1 protein-coding gene is annotated in these 1,240 nt (G+C 75.0%); it reads left to right on the top strand.

From position 1 onward, the window contains the following. Window positions 1-1,163: alpha/beta hydrolase (locus AAHZ94_RS34305; RefSeq protein ID WP_349997591.1), on the top strand; the 1,163-nt coding region annotated here is incomplete at its 5' end. Between the last annotated feature and the right edge of the window lie 77 nt (window positions 1,164-1,240).

Below are 1,240 nucleotides of genomic sequence, written 5' to 3'. Positions count from 1 at the left end.
CAAGGTGCAGGACGCGCAGGTGGCCACCCGCTGGTCGTCGGCCGCGCTGCCCCGCGCGCCGCGCGCCCCCCAGCCCCCCCCCCCCGGCGGGGGCCGCGGCCGGCGCCGTCGACGGCACGCCGGACGACGAGCAGGAGTTGCAGGCCGGCCTGGCGGACGCCCGCAAGTTCGCCGCGGCCTGCCAGCGCACCTCGGGCACGTTGCTGCCCCACGTGGGCACCGTCAGCGCCGCCCGCGACCTGGACCTGATGCGTACCGTGCTCGGCGACGAGAAGCTGCACTACGTCGGCTTCTCGTACGGGACCGAACTCGGCGGCACCTACGCCGGCCTGTTCCCGAACAAGGTCGGCCGGGCCGTCTTCGACGCGGTGGTCGACCCGAACACCGACGCCAAGGCGAGCGCACTCGCCCAGGCCAAGGGGTTCCAGCTCGCCCTGGACAACTACCTCAAGGACTGCGCGCAGGGCTCGGACTGCCCGGTGGGCACGGACCCGGCCGAGGGCCGACAGCGCATCCAGACGCTGCTCAAGGACCTGGAGACGCAGCCGCTGCCGACCGAGGACGGCGACCGCGAACTGACCGCGGGCCAGGCGCTCGGCGGCATCATCGCCTCGCTGTACGACAAGGAGGGGTGGGAGTACCTCTCGTACGGCCTGAAGGAGGCGATCGAGGCGGGGCAGGGTTCGGTGCTCCTGATGCTCGCCGACTCCCAGGCCGGCCGCGACGAGAAGGGCCGCTACAGCAACATCCAGGCCGCCAACGCCGCCATCTCCTGCCGCGACGTCCGGCAGCGCTTCACGCCGGAGCAGGTGAAGGCCGAACTGCCGGCCTTCCGCGCCGCATCGCCGGTCTTCGGCGAGTCCCTGGCCTGGTCGCTGCTCTCCTGCACCGACTGGCCGGTGCCCGGGCTGCACGACCACCCGCGGGTGAGCGCGGCCGGCGCGCCCCCGATCCTGGTCATCGGCACCACCGGCGACCCGGCCACCCCGTACGCGGGCGCGCGCGCGATGGCCCGCCAACTCGGCAAGGGCGTCGGCATCGAGCTCACCTACCGGGGCGAGGGGCACGGCGCGTACGGCAGCGGCAACGACTGTGTGACCCGCAACGTCAACGACTACCTGCTGAAGGGTGTGGTGCCGGCGAACGGCACCACCTGCGGCTGACGACCCGGGGACCGCGGGGGGGGGGGGGGGGCCGCGCCGCGGCGGCGCGGGGGCCCCCCCGCGGGCCCCGGGCGGCC

It is taken from the genome of Streptomyces sp. HSW2009, from assembly GCF_040240285.1.
Lineage (GTDB): Bacteria > Actinomycetota > Actinomycetes > Streptomycetales > Streptomycetaceae > Streptomyces.
The sequence above is the reverse complement of the archived record's forward strand: the minus strand, read 5'-3'. Positions and strand labels throughout refer to the sequence as shown.